Origin of the sequence: Acinetobacter sp. R933-2, assembly GCF_030325485.1 — a bacterium.
In the GTDB taxonomy this organism is placed as follows: Bacteria; Pseudomonadota; Gammaproteobacteria; order Pseudomonadales; family Moraxellaceae; genus Acinetobacter; species Acinetobacter sichuanensis.
On sequence record NZ_JACAIJ010000013.1, the window covers coordinates 1 to 15575 of the forward strand.

The 15575-nt window shown below is 36.2% G+C and carries 15 protein-coding genes; 8 read left to right on the forward strand and 7 right to left on the reverse strand.

Annotation, left to right across the window (positions count from 1 at the left end):
- Nucleotides 1–170 precede the first annotated feature (170 nt).
- The gene (locus HX005_RS14625; protein WP_107008895.1) at nt 171–767 is read right to left on the reverse strand and encodes a TetR/AcrR family transcriptional regulator; all 597 of its coding nucleotides are present in this window, start codon (nt 765–767) and stop codon (nt 171–173) included.
- Nucleotides 768–850: 83 nt separating this feature from the next.
- Here HX005_RS14625 and HX005_RS14630 point away from each other — a divergent pair, with 83 nt between their 5' ends.
- On the forward strand, nt 851–2059 hold the full coding sequence (locus HX005_RS14630) for an oxygenase MpaB family protein (RefSeq protein ID WP_286377913.1): 1209 nt from the start codon (nt 851–853) through the stop codon (nt 2057–2059).
- 58 nt (nt 2060–2117) lie between these two features.
- Here the strand turns inward: HX005_RS14630 and HX005_RS14635 are convergent, their stop codons facing one another.
- The 4 genes from HX005_RS14635 to def all read right to left on the reverse strand — a co-directional run bounded on the left by HX005_RS14635 (nt 2118) and on the right by def (nt 6624).
- Nucleotides 2118–3296 carry a hypothetical protein gene (locus HX005_RS14635; RefSeq protein ID WP_286377914.1) on the reverse strand — a complete coding sequence of 393 codons (1179 nt, stop codon included), beginning with the start codon at nt 3294–3296 and terminating at the stop codon, nt 2118–2120.
- A 93-nt stretch (nt 3297–3389) separates the two neighbouring features.
- On the reverse strand, nt 3390–5516 hold the full coding sequence (locus tag HX005_RS14640; RefSeq protein WP_286377915.1) for a TonB-dependent copper receptor: 2127 nt from the start codon (nt 5514–5516) through the stop codon (nt 3390–3392).
- Between the two features lie 69 nt (nt 5517–5585).
- Complete coding sequence (locus HX005_RS14645) at nt 5586–6011, reverse strand: DUF2946 family protein (RefSeq protein ID WP_286377916.1); 426 nt, start codon at nt 6009–6011, stop codon at nt 5586–5588.
- Between the two features lie 82 nt (nt 6012–6093).
- The gene (gene def / locus HX005_RS14650) at nt 6094–6624 is read right to left on the reverse strand and encodes a peptide deformylase (protein ID WP_107008900.1); all 531 of its coding nucleotides are present in this window, start codon (nt 6622–6624) and stop codon (nt 6094–6096) included.
- Nucleotides 6625–6747: 123 nt separating this feature from the next.
- Here def and HX005_RS14655 point away from each other — a divergent pair, with 123 nt between their 5' ends.
- From HX005_RS14655 to tsaC, 3 genes are read left to right on the forward strand one after another with little or no spacing between them, the layout of a single operon-like run.
- Entirely contained in the window at nt 6748–7902 is a 1155-nt protein-coding gene (locus tag HX005_RS14655) for a LysM peptidoglycan-binding domain-containing protein (RefSeq protein ID WP_286377917.1), read from the forward strand.
- A 25-nt stretch (nt 7903–7927) separates the two neighbouring features.
- Nucleotides 7928–9061, forward strand: coding sequence for a DNA-processing protein DprA (dprA, locus tag HX005_RS14660; RefSeq protein ID WP_286377918.1), 1134 nt, complete (start codon nt 7928–7930; stop codon nt 9059–9061).
- Between the two features lie 40 nt (nt 9062–9101).
- Complete coding sequence (gene tsaC, locus HX005_RS14665) at nt 9102–9671, forward strand: L-threonylcarbamoyladenylate synthase type 1 TsaC (RefSeq protein WP_286377919.1); 570 nt, start codon at nt 9102–9104, stop codon at nt 9669–9671.
- 452 nt (nt 9672–10123) lie between these two features.
- Here the strand turns inward: tsaC and HX005_RS14670 are convergent, their stop codons facing one another.
- Both HX005_RS14670 and HX005_RS14675 read right to left on the reverse strand, forming a co-directional pair.
- On the reverse strand, nt 10124–11038 hold the full coding sequence (locus tag HX005_RS14670; RefSeq protein WP_286377920.1) for a DMT family transporter: 915 nt from the start codon (nt 11036–11038) through the stop codon (nt 10124–10126).
- A gap of 131 nt (nt 11039–11169) precedes the next feature.
- Nucleotides 11170–11820, reverse strand: a complete 651-nt coding sequence (locus tag HX005_RS14675; RefSeq protein ID WP_286377997.1) for a TetR/AcrR family transcriptional regulator — start codon at nt 11818–11820, stop codon at nt 11170–11172.
- 136 nt (nt 11821–11956) lie between these two features.
- Between HX005_RS14675 and HX005_RS14680 the strand changes: the two genes are divergently transcribed.
- The 4 genes from HX005_RS14680 (at nt 11957) to HX005_RS14695 (ending at nt 15521) form a co-directional block, all read left to right on the forward strand.
- Complete coding sequence (locus tag HX005_RS14680) at nt 11957–13189, forward strand: MFS transporter (protein WP_286377921.1); 1233 nt, start codon at nt 11957–11959, stop codon at nt 13187–13189.
- A 29-nt stretch (nt 13190–13218) separates the two neighbouring features.
- A complete protein-coding gene (locus tag HX005_RS14685) occupies nt 13219–13971 on the forward strand; it encodes an AraC family transcriptional regulator (RefSeq protein ID WP_286377998.1) in 753 nt (250 codons plus the stop codon).
- 196 nt (nt 13972–14167) lie between these two features.
- The gene (locus tag HX005_RS14690; protein ID WP_107008907.1) at nt 14168–14716 is read left to right on the forward strand and encodes a glutathione peroxidase; all 549 of its coding nucleotides are present in this window, start codon (nt 14168–14170) and stop codon (nt 14714–14716) included.
- A 172-nt stretch (nt 14717–14888) separates the two neighbouring features.
- On the forward strand, nt 14889–15521 hold the full coding sequence (locus HX005_RS14695; protein ID WP_286377922.1) for a PM1805 family lipoprotein: 633 nt from the start codon (nt 14889–14891) through the stop codon (nt 15519–15521).
- Nucleotides 15522–15575: the final 54 nt, after the last annotated feature.

Below are 15575 nucleotides of genomic sequence, written 5' to 3' on the forward strand. Positions count from 1 at the left end.
TTATCAGAAGTTTTAATCTTCATCACCGCCGATGGATGTGCATTCTACAGCATTTCACATTAGACGCAACCCCTTTTGGAAATTTAATTTTCTATGTGTTTATATTTCAAACCAACAAAAGCATAAGCTATTGTTTTATATATAAAATATATTTTAAAATTTTATTTTCGTTATTTTTCTTTTAAATATGCCAAAATCATTAGTGCTAATTCTTGTTTAAGTTGTTGTTCTGTAATTAAAAAATTATTGTGACTTGCATATCTCATCATGGTAAAAAGCGTACTATTAATGATGATAAAGGACTTATTTTTTAAAGTTTCGAAATCCCAATGAGTAAAAAAACGGCTAAACACATAAAGTCCTACCTCATAGAAGTGTTTTTCTAAAATTTGTGAAGCCTCTGAATTGTTGTAACCATGCCAATTTTTCAAAATTTCCATAAAAAAGCCATTATCGGCTTTCATCATGTCAAAACCGAATTGAATACTAAGAGGAATGATTTCTTCTAAGACTTGCCCTTTTTGTGACATCGCAATTTGCTTTAACGCTAAACCTAAACTTTCACTTTTTCGACTTAATAATTCTTGGATAATCTCATCTTTGTTTTCAAAATATTGATAAATCGAACCCACACTCACACCTGATCTTTCAGCAATTTTAGGTGTTGTAACTTGTAATAAACCTTGTTCAGCAATACATAATTGTGTTGCTTCAAGAATCGTTTCAACAATAATTTTAGCTCGTTGTTGTTGTGGTCTTTTTCTCATAAACACATTTTCCAAATGCGAATTGAATGCGAATAATTATTCATATTAGAGTTAAATCAAACAATAAGTGGAATTCTGAGAAAATGCAAACAATAACAATTCCTAAACGTTTGATGCCATTTCAAGCAATGGTAACACCTCATTTAAAAACTAAAATGATGAGCTATTTGATCGGTGAAAAAGTAGAACCATCATACCAAGAATATCTGTCTTTAGCGAAAGCCTTGCATACGGGTGATGTAGAGATGGATCACCTAATAAAATGGGTCATATTAAAACCTCATCAACATCGTCAATATTTTGAAACTGCACTATATCAAGGTTTGGATCATTTACCTCACGAGATCCCTGAGCTCACTCATTTTTTTAATGTCGTTCAAGAAAAACCCTCTTGGTATGATCAAAAGAAAATAGATCAGGCTTTAGAGTTTACTTATCGTCTTGGAGTCAACAATAGTTTTATCTTACGTGATTTGGCTTTAATGACAGGTTATTTATACCCTGGATTTAATCAACCGTTGATTTTAACAGGTGCATTAAAAAAATATGCAGGTAAACGATTGGCTGAAACCAATAAATGGTGGATCGATATTACAGAACCTCATGCCTTTGAACGTTTTAATGCAGGCTTTACTTCTACAATTTATGTACGTTTTATTCACGCTTTAGTCCGTTATCACTTAAGTCAGTCAGAAAAATGGGATGCAAAAACTTGGGGGACTCCGATTAATCAGTATGATCAAGCCATGACGAATATTGCATTTAGTGGTGTCGTATTAATTGGTATTCGTGCTTTAGGTATATTTCCAACTCAAGAAGATAAAGAAAGTTTTCTGCATTTTTGGAAATATGCAGGTTGGTTAATGGGCATAGATGAAAAATGGTTGGTTGATCAGGAATACCAAGGTTGGAAATTTATGTACTGGATGCGTTTCGCCCATCCTCAAGCAGATGAATCAAGCCGTGCTTTAGGGTCTAGTCTGTCCAAAGAACCCTTTGAACGTCAATATCGTTATTTTCCGCTTTTACAACAAAAGCTGGCATATCGACAGCATCTGCAATTAACCCAATTTTTTATTGGTCGAAATAAAATGCAAAGTTTAGGTTTGAAACCACGTTCAGCTTCTTGGTTTGCTTATTATCTGTTGATTAAAAATGTTTTACTTTATACAGGTGCTAAGAAATCTAAACACTTAGATCACTTCTTACGTCATCATGGTCGTACAATGCAAAAAGTCGGTCTTGAGTTTTATCAAGAACAAAGCAAACAACTTGCAAGTATGCATCAATAGTGAATCGTTTTAAGTGATGATACGACTGTCCGTTTTATGCCACAGTCGTATTACTGAATTAACGATGCTCTAATCTATTTTTATGAATGGTCATCACCACATCACTAAATTCAGCTAAAACATAATCAATCCAAACTTTGCTATACCAATTAAACTCAGTCGAAACTCGATAATCAATGGTTAAAATAAGTTTGGTTGTTTGATCATCAATTTTTTCAAGCTGATAATCTGTTTTAAGCAAATCAAAATATTGTCCACCAATTTCAACATGATCATCCAAAGAGCCTTTAGGAAATGAATCTTTGTTAAATGTGTAATCCCAACTCAGTAAATAAGGTGGATAATTTGCTAATACTTTTTCTTCAAATTTAACGCCACGCTCCCATTCGATCGTCCGTACAATTCCTTCAGCTTTTTGTTCCGTCTTACCGAAAATCGGTTTTGGAAATCCCATGGTAAAAATAAAGCTTTTAGGAACTTCTTCAGCTTTAATCTGACCAATCTGATGAATTGCACGAAAAACCTCTGTTTGAGGCGCATAAATAATCATTTCCCGTTCAACAGTTCCAAAATGATCACTGGCATGTTGTGGTAAAAAATAAAGCAATAAAAATGGCAGCAAAGCCAAAGAATAGATTTTTTTTGTTGGCTGCCAGAGATAATTACACACACTTCGCATGAGTAATGCACCACTTACAAGAGCCAAAAAAAGCAATGGAAATGCAATGATCACACAAATCGTCCCTTCTCTCAGGACAAAAACACTGGTGATCAATAAAATAAACATAACCCACAATTGAGTTTTTAAGACATTTTTAATGCTTGCAACACGCTTACTACTCATGCTGCGTAGATATTCAAATAAAGCGCCCATCACAAAAGGCAGGCTAATCAAAAAGGTCGCGGATAAAAATGAATCTTTGTATCTGGCAAAAAATGCTGTCATTAAAAAAATAGCAAATAATAAAAGAAAAGGCACACTTCGCCTAAAAAAACTGACTGGGCTATATTCTGACTCGCAAGCCTTTGTAGGTTGATATGATGCCAAGCATAATAAATAAATTGTATTACCCTGTTCTTTGCGAATTAGGCGATAAACACAAAAAGGTTCTGAAGTATATTGTTGTAAAGCGATCTTTAATTGCTGTTTACGATGTTCATCCCAATGTAATTCTAAAATTTCATATTCTTTACAAGATGCGAGTACACGTGCGATTTCATCAATATTGATCGTCATATTTTTACTTGAATACTTTATTTTTATCTATTGTGACAGAAGCCATCATTTAAAAACAATGGCTTCTTTTTCTAGCGTTTAGGCAAAACTGATTTAAAATTTCATACTCATACGTGCCCAATAATTACGTCCAATATTATTGAACTGCTCTTCACTGGCAAAACCAAAATCTGAACTTCCAGCTTTATTTAAATGTTCGGTATAGGCTTTATCAAAAACATTATCTACACCTACAGCGATATTAATGTCTTTAGCAAGGTTATAAGAGGCATTGAGGGCAAGTGTATTAAAGCTTTTGCTTTCATTCATATCATAACCGACGATATTACCTTGGTGTAGACTGATACGATCCTGTTTTGCAACAACTCGCCAAAGTAGTCCAAATGTATATTTATCTTGTACATAGCGAACATTTAAACGCCCTTCTAAAGGTGCAATTTGTGGTAATGGCTTATGCGTATCGGTATTTTCACCCCATGCATACATAGCACTTACATCTGCTTGGATCGCATCAGTAAAGTCATAACCGATACCTGCTTCTGCACCTGCAATGGTTGCATCAATATTCGATGATAATGTGGTCATTTGCTTTTTATCTTCAGTACCGTGCATAGTGGAATGTCCCATTCCTCCCATATCATGCTCCATATGCATATCACTCATGCCAGATTTTTTCTCAACGTAATTCATTAAGATATAATCTTGGATTAGACCTACATATGCAGAAGCCCATGCATTCCATTGCTCATGTTTAAACTGAGTACCTAAATCTAACTGGACTGTTTTTTCATTTTTTAAATGATTAAACGATGAATTTTCTTCAACTTGATAGTACGTTCTTAACTCCCAGTAATCTGGCACTCTTTCAACATAACCTAAACCAATATAACTTTTTAAGTCATAATTAAGATTTTTATTTTCTAAGCGAATAAAGCCACTTGGTAATGTTTCACTACGGTCTTGATGGGTTTTTAAATCATCAATTTGAACTGCATCAACTCTTGTACCAGTCACTATTTTATTTTGTGGATTGATTATATAAGTCAACTCAGCAAAGCCACCATAAGATTGGAAACGTTTATCATGAGAAAATGGCACATTCATGTTTGGAGAAACCATATCTCCACCATGTTTATTACGTTGTGAATCTACACCTGTAATTAAACTCAGTTTGTCCCATTCAGACGTTACTGCAAGTCGTGAATTTAGCGTACGGCGTGTCACTTGCATTTCAGATGGACCCTTCATACTGCCATGATGCATATCCATATCGCCATGATCCATTTCCATCAATGGTGGTGTACGTAGTCTAAAGTTATCCATCACATGGTCGTTATAGCTATAGTTCACCTGCCCTTCGACTTTTTTAATCACATCAGTCAAGTTTTTCTTTTCAAAACGCAATCCCAAACTTTCACGGGCAAATTGTGAGCCGTCCATATCACGCCCAGCATAAAGTGCTTCACCATCTGACTTACCTGCACTCAGCTCAAGCCATGTATTTGCATCAGGTGTCCAACCTAAAGCTAAGTCTGTATTCCAACGCTCCCATGCCGAAGGAACTTTATCGCCATTTCCATCTTCATAACTATTAGATTCTGAACGATTTGCATTTAGGCGAATATATTTTTGCTCATCCCCTGCAACTGCTTCAATATTTTGATCTAAACGACCATATGAACCCAACAATACACTTGCTTGCCCGAAATAAGACTGATCTTCAGATAATTTAGGTTTTTGGCGCTCAAAAATAACCGTTGCAGCAGAACCTGTATTTGCATATTGAACTGTTTGAGGACCTTTAGTGACGGTAATACGGTCAAAACTTTCAGGCTGAATATAAGATGTTGGCGCATCCATACGTGATGGGCATGCACCTAAATTTTCTGTTCCGTCAGTTAAGATTTTAATACGTGAACCAAACATACCGCGAAAAGTCACATCGCCATTTGTTCCACCATTTTTAACTGAACTAAAGCCTGCAATACTTTGTAAATAGTCTGCTCCATCTGTTGCAGGCACAGGCTGAATCGGCTGTTTAGGATCTGCACGGACAATCAGACCATTTGCATCATTAGCTTTTTGTGCAGTCATCACAACAGGGGCTAATTGTTGGACATTATCTTCAGTATCTATTTGTTGTGCCTGAATACTTCCAGAATAACACGCAACACAAATCGCAGCCGTCAAAGGCTGTAAAAAGAATTTTGGCTGAGCCATCTTAATTTCTCACTTAAATTTTAAACAAAACTAAACTGGAGCCTACAAAGACCCAGAAAAATATTAGATTTAAGCGAAAAGTGGCGGGGCTCGACCTTGTGGAATCAGAAATAAACGTTGTAAAACAAAATAAACATGTCGAAATGTTTTTTGAAATGCAACTAAACGTACTTGTATACGCACAAGCACTTCTTTAATTTCTAAATTAGGCGGCAAAACCAAATTACCAAATACTGTGCAGTATTGGCATTGATGATTTGGATCGTGGTGATCATGCGCATGAACAGGTTGTTCAACCTGTAAAATATGATGATGTGTAGAAGAAGAATGAGCAGTTATATGCTTTTGCTGAGCAACAGGTTGTAATAGTAATTGCGAAATTGTTTCACAGACCGGTGCAATTTGATATTGCTTCGGCAATAAAGGCTGTAGAAATACAGCAATCTGTAAACATACTGCTAAAGCACTCAGCAGCAACCCATTTCGCAACAACATGTTTATCCCAACATTTTCTCTTACTCAGTATAACAAAACCCAATCGAAATTGGGTTTTTATTCATCAATCACTATTTTTCAACTAGCGACGTGCAGGAACTTTCTGTTTTTCACGTTGACGGAGCACTTTTTCAACTTTTTCACGTGCACGTTGACGTTTTAATGGTGACAAATAATCTACAAATAATTTACCATTTAAATGGTCGATTTCATGTTGGATACACACAGCGAGCAAATCATCTGCCTCAATTTCAAAAGTTTCACCTTCTAAATTGAGTGCTTCGATTTTGACACGTGACGGGCGTTCAACTTTATCGTATATTTGGGGCACAGATAAACATCCTTCCTCATAAGGAAGAGTGTCTTCTGTGAGCGGAGTCACTTTGGGGTTAATGAATACCATCGGTTGATCTTTATTTTCAGACAAATCCATAACGATAAGCTGAATGTGATGATCTACTTGTGTTGCAGCTAAGCCAATACCTGGTGCTGCATACATGGTTTCAAACATATCCGCTGCAAGCTGACGGATTTCCTCCGTCACTTCATTGACAGGTTTTGCAATGGTGCGCAAACGGGGATCAGGAAAACTTAAAATAGGTAATAAGGCCATACTTATCCTCACTTGCTATGCCATTGATCTAAAATACTAAATGAAGAATATGCTTCATCAAATAAAAATGTGTAAGATGCATATTATAACGTATTTATACGCATAATTTCAGGAATTATGATAATGATAAAGTTTTTCAACGGCACTAAGTTTAATGCCACGGGGTTTAAAAAGCAGGTTTTGGCTATGGCTCTCTGCGTCAGCGCAGGTGTTGCGATAGTGGATGTTGCACATGCAGCACCAAGTCCAAACCAAAATCCGCCTTCACTTAAAGCCAATGCACCACATGTTTATGTGGTGAAACGCGGTGATACACTGTGGGATATTTCGGGACGTTTTCTCAGCAAGCCTTGGCGTTGGCGTGAGATTTGGGCAAGCAACCGTCATGTAAAAAATCCTCACTGGATTTACCCTGGTGATAAATTACTTCTCTGTACACTCAATGGTCGCCCATTGATTGGTGTAGATGAAGGTGATGGTTGTGAAGGGATTATTCGTCGCCATCAAGGTGGAGGATCTATACGTCCACAAGTTCGTGTTGAATCTATTGGCAATACAATTCCAGTGATTTCAGGTGCGGATATTAAACCTTGGTTAGAACATAGTATTATTATTTCTCCTGAATCCTTAGTCGGTGTGCCTTACATCTTAGGTGCAGCAGATAACCGTGTGATCACAGGCGCGGGGCAAACTGTTTACGCACGAGGAAATGGCTTAAATGTCGGGCAACGTTATGGCGTTTACCGTCAAGCTGAACCTTATCTATTTGTAGATGCAAATGGTAAAAAATATAATGCTGGTCAAGAACTCACAGAGGTTGCTTCGGCTGTTGCCGTTGCAGGTGAAAATGATGTTACTACCTTAGAATTAACAGATAGTTATAATGCTGAAGTTCGTAATGGTGATTATGTATTACCAGTTTACGATGCTAGCTTGCCAACTATTTTTTATCCAACTGCAAAAAATGAAGTGCTTACAGGCGGTAAAGTTGTACGTGTTCAAGGTTCTATTGGAACAGCAGCAGTACATGGTGTAGTTACTCTTGATCGTGGTAGTCAAGATGGTGCAAAAGCTGGACAAGTGTTTAGTGTCTACCAACAAGGTGAACTTGTTCGTGATCCTAAAACCAAAGAAACAGTGAAGCTACCTAACCAAAATGTCGCAACAGTGATGATATTTAAAACATTTGACCGTTTTAGCTATGCTTATGTATTAGACAGTGCTTTACCAATTAAAGTCGGTGCAGCAATTCAAACACCTGCTATTGCCGAAGACTAATAAAAACTAAAAATGTGATTTGACCATGTTGAACTTTATATCTGATGAGCAATTAGATACCATCAAATTATGGTATTTAGTTCAACATTCAAATCTCGCTTTTAGAAAATTAGAAATATTCTTTGGTTCTATTTCTCAAGCGGTTGCGCCTGAAAATCTGGTGCGTTGGTCTGAAACACATATTCATAAAAATCATATTCAACGTGCCACAGATTTTTTAACACACTCAGGACAAATTGCTTTTGAACAATGCTTAGAAAAATTAAAACAATATTGTGATTTTATTCTTCTAGATACAGATCACCACTATCCTCAACAGTTACTCCCCTATTCAGATCATCCACCTATTTTATTTGGTCAAGGTGTTTGGCAAAACTTAACGCAACCACAAGTTGCGATCGTTGGTAGTCGCAAACCTAGCCCACATGGCAAACAAGTTGCTTATGATTTTGCTTATTATTTAAGTGAAAAAGGATTTTTTATTACCAGTGGCTTAGCCGAAGGAATAGATGCAGCCGCGCACACTGGTGCACTCAAAAACTCACGTACCATTGCGGTGATTGGCACAGGTTTAGAGCAAATTTACCCAAGCCAAAATCGTCAGTTACACAACCAAATTTTAGAAAATTCAGGCACAGTTATTTCACTTTTCTTGCCCAATACACCTCCATTAAAAGCAAATTTTCCAAGAAGAAATCGTATTGTGAGTGGGTTGAGTTTAGGCGTTTTAGTTGCAGAAGCTGCCCTACAAAGTGGTTCGCTCATTACTGCTCAAGCTGCTGCGGAACAAGGAAAAGTCATCTTTGCTATTCCAGGACATATTTATAGTGACTACCATCAAGGTTGTCATCAACTCATTCGTGAAGGTGCTATTTTAGTTGATCATCCTGAACAAATTATTGAAGATTTAGCACTTCCAACTCAATGGCATTGTCAAAATAATCAATCAAAACCTACAGTTGAGCAAGATCCTATTTTAGAAGAACATCTCTTCCAACTTTACCAACAACTTGATTGGATTGGGCAGGATCTCGATACTTTGCATCAAAAATTAAATTTAGATGTCGCTATTTTGACTGGATATTTAATGGAATTAGAGCTATTAGGAATGTGTATTCAACAATCAGGTTTATACTTACGTTGCCGAGTTAGCCATTAAGGTTCACAATAGTTCTTTCTCTAGGACAAGGTGAATATCCATGATTACAACCTCAGTTGCTGAAGCTGCACAAGTTTTACGTCAAGGTCAAGTCCTTGCCTATCCAACAGAAGCAGTGTGGGGCTTAGGTTGCGACCCAATGAATGAACAAGCATTTTCAGAAATTTTACGTTTAAAACAACGCCCAATTGAAAAAGGTGTCATTTTACTTGCGGGACAAATTTCACAAGTAGAACATTTATTGCAAAACTTAGATCCCAAAATTCGTACACAAATCATTGAAACTTGGACACATCGCAGTCAAAATGAACGCGCAACAACTTGGCTACTTCCTGCTGATCATAATATTCCACAATGGATCAAAGGTAATCATCCTAAAGTGGCTGTTCGTGTTACGACACATCCGTTATGTATCGCATTATGCAATGCTTTTGGTGGGTTTATTGTGTCGACTAGCGCTAATGCTGCTGGTGCAGAACCAGCTCGCTCATTACAAGAAGTGAACCGTTACTTTGGTTCTGAACCAAATTATCTCAACGGTGACCTAGGCTTAAGCCAAGAGCCAAGTCGTATTTTAGATGCAATCACAGGTGAAGTTATTCGCGCCTAAATTGGTCTTGCCCTATCGTATAAATGTATCAAATGGAGCGTTTTTCAAAGCGCTCTTATTTAAGTCATGGTCAAAATTAAGCAAAAAAAAAAACTCAGCCATATAGGGTAGGCTGAGTATGAAAAAGGATGTTTGTCACATCCAGAGGGTATTACAAATTTGTTTAGCTCAATTCAATAATGAATGAAAAATCACTATATCTTGTCTATGTGGTTATTATGCTACAAATCACCATTTAATACAAATTTCATCTTTATTTTACGAGACTTATATACAAAATGAATTTGACAAAAACACGAGGGCTTCAATAAAATTAAATGGTTATATTTGCTCCAAATTTTATTAAAATAGCAAAGTCAAAGTTTAATATTTTCTCAAACCATACGTTTTAGGTATTAACTCATACAAAAATAGTATTAAAAAAACTTAAACAATTGAACACTTTTCAACCATTATTTTGTAGATTGTATTGGATTTACAACAGCAGTCTTTTTCTGTGCTAACACAATACCCAATAAAATAATCACTCCACCAATACTGTGATATATCGTCCATGCTTCATTAAGCCAAAAGAATGCAATAATTGCAGTAAAGACAGGCATTAGATTCATAAAAATACTGGTTCTATTCGGTCCAAGATACTGAACCGCCAACATCCAAAAGAACGGTGCAACTAAAGATGGGAACATGCCAGCATATAACACGCTCGCCACGTTGTTTGCATCAATGCCTTGTAAACCAAACCAAAAAATAAAAGGTAAGTGATACACCAAGGCAAAACCAATTTGAACGTATAAACTAATTAAAAGCGGTACTTTGAGTTGCCATTTTTTGAGAAAAACCCCATAAAAGGCATAGAAAAAAACGGCTAAAATCATGACAAAATCACCAGAATGCCCGCTTAAACCGAGCAAACTCGCAAAATCACCTTGTGCCATGACATAAATTAAGCCAAAAAATGACAAGATACTTCCAATCACTGCGAAACGATTTGGATTTTCTCGTAAAATAAACATAGAAACAAAAATGGTAAATACGGGAATAAATGCATTGATAATTCCCATATTTGTAGCAGAGGTATGATGTGCCGCAGAATAAGCAAGTCCTTGATATAACACCATACCAAAAGCACTTAAAATGGCAAATTGCCAAAAATGCTGCTGAATCAAATGTCGGTTTTGCCACACCTTTTTAGCCATAAAAGGAGTTAAAATAATAAATGCAACCAACCATCGATAAAAACTAATACTGACAGGCGTAATATAATCAGCAACATAGCGTGTTACTGCAATATTCATAGACCAGATTAATACAGCGAGTATAGGCAAACTAAATGCCCACCAAATCGTTGTGTTTTTTGTGTTCATCACTTCAGCTTATCTAAGTTAGGCAAGGTTTATTGTAGATAAGTCTAAAAAGTTTTAAATATCGTATTTCAGACATTTATACCTAAATTTAGACAACTAGCCTCTAATTTCGTTTCGATTCCTACTCAAGATCAATTTTCTTTGATCAAGACATGCCATGTTTGCATGGCATAATCCACCACTTGGTTTAACTGTTGCTTACTGACGCCATCTCTGGCTTGCATGGTCAAACCTTGAATCACTGTACTATAAAAATCTGTCATTTCCTGTACATTTGCATGTATCGATAAATCACCCACGGCTTTTCCTTGTTGCAAACGTTGATAAATCTTCTCTTTTACTTGTTGACGTTTGAGTAATAAATCTTGTTGTAAAGATTGATTTTCTTCGGAACAATTCATCGCAGCAACGACCAACATACAACCTGTTGGCTTATGATCTTGTACTAAGCGTTTTACCGTTTCATATAGATATAACTCTATAGCAATTTTTGCAGTTTTTGCAGTTTGAAAAATCGGCTCAATAGGACACGCTTCATGTTGCAAATAATATTCTAAACAATGCTGAAATAATTGTGCTTTATCGCCAAAAGTACTGTAAATACTGGGTGCTGATAGATTTAAAGCTTGAGTTAAATCACTCATGGAAGTCGCTTCATAGCCATATTCCCAAAACAAGAGCATCGCTTTTTGTAACGCCTCTTGCTCATTAAAACATTTTGGTCGACCACGTTTGCGCTTTGCCGTCAAATCTTCCTGTGATTGATCTTTTTCAATTTTCATCTCGCTCATAAACTTCCCACATTTTTTTATAACGATCATTATTAAATTAATTGACATCGTATTTTCAATCAAATATTTTATTTTTGTAATGATCACTATTAAATAGCTAATAATAAATCGCATAGGAGTTACGACCATGCCGCAATCTACACATCCTTCTCTCTCTAACTCTCAGGACTCTCCCGCCACACCCTCTAATGGGAGTTGGCTTGCTTTAATTACAGTTGCTGTCACTGCTTTTGCTCTTGTAACCAGTGAGTTTTTACCTATTGGTGTTTTAAATGCAATTGCTACTGATCTCAACATTTCAGTAGGTACAGCAGGTTTAGTGATCACCTTACCCGGTATTATGGCTGCTTTAGCCGCCCCTCTTGTTCCTATTTCTGTCAAAACCTTAGATCGACGTTATTTACTCATTGGGCTGACCGCAATTATGGTCATTGCTAACTTAATAACAGCAATTTCACATAGTTTTGAACTCTTATTAATCAGTCGTTTTATTTTAGGTATTGCCATTGGTGGCTTTTGGGCAACGGCAATTGCGCTCAGTGGAAAATTAGCTCCTTTGCATTTACCGATTGCCAAAGCCAATGCTGTTGTCATGGCAGGTGTCACTTTGGCTACAGTTTTAGGTGTGCCTATTGGGACATGGCTCAGCGAGTTTTTTGGTTGGCGAACTGCATTTTTGTTAACCGCTATAGTCGGAGCTGTCGTTTTAGCCTTAGAAATCTTTTTCTTACCACAACTTAAACCAAGCTCAGCTATCCATTTTCGTGACCTACCTGCATTATTACGAGAACCCAAAGCACGTAAAGGTTTAATTATTATACTTTTAGTCGGCTTAGCTCATTTTTCGTCTTATAGTTACTTAGCACCCTTCTTTAAAAATGTAGCAGGCTTTGATGGCTCAACCATCAGTTATTTGTTATTACTTTACGGTGTGGCAGGTATTTTTGGTAATGCCTTTGCAGGTTATAGCAGCAATATTAACGTACGTTATACCTTTGCTTTTGTCAGCCTATGTTTTGCTATTGTTTACTTCTGCTTTCCTGTTTTTGCCATCTATAAAATAGGGGCGATTATTTTTACTGCATTATGGGGTTTCTCCTTTGGCGCATTTCCAACGACAGCCAATATTTGGATGTTTGTACACGCACCTCAGGCTGTCGAAAAAGGTATGCCTTTATTTGTTGGTTTCTTTCAAGTCATGATCGCGACAGGTTCTTTGTTTGGTGGTTATATTGTCGATCATTTCAATGCCAACATTTTATTATATAGTGTACTGAGTTTTATCATTTTAGCGCTCATTTCAATTTTCACTTGGTCACGTGGATTAAACAATCCTAAAATTAGCTGTGAAAACTCATAACTTTGGAAAATATACTTGTGCTTGAAAATATGTTTCAGCTCAGTCAATGGATTGAAATTGAAGAGTTTCATTATAAAAAAAATGATGTGATTACTCCCCATAGTTGTTTATGGGGAGATTTCAACTTTAGCCTCAATGGTTTATTAGAGTTTTCTATCAATGGGAAAATCTATTTATCGCCACCCAGTTATGGCATTTGGATTCCACCACAAACTGAGCATTGTTCAATTGCACTTGATCAACACGTGACGCATTATATTTGTATTCGTTTGCATCCACAGTTATGTGATCAATTTTCAACACGCTGCCAGACCTTAACTGTACAACCATTTTTAAGGCAAACTGTTCATGAAATTTTAACTCATCAAAAAAGTTCACAATATTCTGAACATTATCATCAACATTTATTACAAATACTGTTAGATCAACTGACTTTTGCACCGTGTTATGATCAATATTTACCTCAAAGTCATCATCCTATTTTAGAGCCGATTTTAAAAAAACTAGCAGATTCGACTCGATTTTCTGCAACACTACAGCAAATTTTGGCAGAATTTGAGCTGAGTGAACGGCATATCTTAAGGCTAAGTCAACGTGAACTGTCGATGTCAATTTCAGAATGGCGTAATCGCAGTAAAATTGTCTATGCCATCATGCAGTTACATCATGGACAATCAATTAAAAAAATTAGTTTAGAGTTAGGGTATAAACAAAGCTCAAGTTTTATTGAGTTTTTTAAGCGTTATACAGGACAAACACCGACTCAACTACTTGAGAGATAAAAAAACTTTATGCTCAATATCAGCTTAAGTTAAAAGCTTATTTTAAATAAATATTTTGACTTAACCCATATAGATCATCATCTGATCTATTTGTCTTAAATTGTAAGATTCTCTAAATTAGAGCTTGCTGAAAATGTGAATAATCGCTACAACATTAAACAAGACTATTTCTTGAAAATGACATTAGGACAATAAAATGAGCACATCGGTTTATGACATTCCAGTGAAAACGATTGATGGCAATGATCTCAGTTTAAACCAATATGAAGGTAAGGTTTTACTCTTGGTCAATGTTGCCTCAAAATGTGGTTTAACACCACAATATGAAGGCTTAGAAAAACTGTATCAAAGTAAAAAAGATCAAGGTTTAGAAATTTTAGGCTTCCCAGCAAACAATTTCTTAGCACAAGAACCAGGAACGAATGAAGAAATTCAACAATTTTGCTCACTCACTTATGATGTGCATTTTCCATTATTTGCTAAAATTTCAGTTGCAGGTGATGATAAACATCCGCTCTATGAAACACTGATTCATGCTATTCCTGAACGTATTGGTGAAGGTCCATGGTGGAAAGACCTTGTCGATTATGGTTTAACCCCAAATGCAAAACCCGAAGTTTTATGGAATTTTGAAAAATTCTTAGTCAATAAACATGGCGAAGTGGTCGCTCGTTTTGCGCCTGATATTACGGCTGATGACCCTCGTATCTTACAGGCAATCGAAGCTGAACTTGCCAAAGCCTAAGTTCAATCATTTAAAATACTGTTCTACATTAGAGATGACGATGTTCATCTCTTTTTATTATTTAAAAATGATTGCTGGACCAAGAAAACTGTTGTCACTTTGCAACAATCCTACATTTATCCATATTTCAGCCTTATATTGAAATTCATAAGATTTTTTGAATTTGGATGCAATGAAAAAGCTATTACAAGGTGCAATTCTCCCCTTTTTTATTTTTGCTTCTGGCATGACATTGCTAGGATGTAATCAAGCGGCTGAACCTGAACAAAATGCGGACTCATCCGAACAGGTTTCATCCAAATATGATACTGAGGAAAACCAACAAAAACCTTCACAAGAAGAAGAAATCATTGCTTCTGAAACAACGAAAAACAATGAAAATTTAAAAAGTGGCAATATGTTTTATATTGCACGTGATGTTGCCGATGTTCAGTTAAAAACGGGGGATTACATCGCTAAACTCCAACAAGCACAAACTGATTTAGAAACAGCAATTCAACAAAAAGACCAAACACAACTGCAAGAAACAGCTAAAAATCTAAGTCGTGAATTACAAGGCTTTAATACTGCTTTGATTTCTTTAGATTTAAAAAGCCAAGAAATTGACCAGATGCGCCAACAAGTTTTAGCAGCCAATAAACAGGTCTTAAACTCAGCATTACTCAATGGCGAAGTTGATTTTACAAAAATTGATTTTGATAAAATTGAAAAACAAATGGGAACAATCCAATCTGAAATGATCAAACTTGCAGGAATGATGATTCCTAAAGGTACATCAAATAATAACGAACAAAGTAGCGAATAAGCTCCAAGTAAACTCAACGCCTTATGATGTTAAGAAAGTTCTATAAATTTTCTT